The 235-nt window shown below is 60.9% G+C and carries 1 protein-coding gene; it reads left to right on the forward strand.

Annotated elements, in window-relative coordinates:
• On the forward strand, window positions 1-235 hold a 235-nt coding region (locus V1J52_RS26060; protein ID WP_330142433.1), incomplete at both ends, for a thrombospondin type 3 repeat-containing protein.

Consider the following 235-nt stretch of genomic DNA (forward strand, 5'->3'; position numbering starts at 1 on the left):
GGTACGCCGGACTTCCTGGATCTGGATTCGGATGGTGATGGGGTTCCGGACCGTGTGGAGGCGGGTGTTGATCCGGCGAATCCGGTTGATTCGGATGGTGATGGGGTTCCGGATTTCCTGGACACGGACTCTGATGGCGACGGGGTGCCGGATGTGAGGGAGGGTTCGGTGGACTCGGATGGTGATGGTACGCCGGACTATCTGGATCTGGATTCGGATGGTGATGGGGTTCCGG

The sequence above is a fragment of the Streptomyces solitudinis genome (assembly GCF_036323765.1).
Lineage (GTDB): Bacteria > Actinomycetota > Actinomycetes > Streptomycetales > Streptomycetaceae > Streptomyces.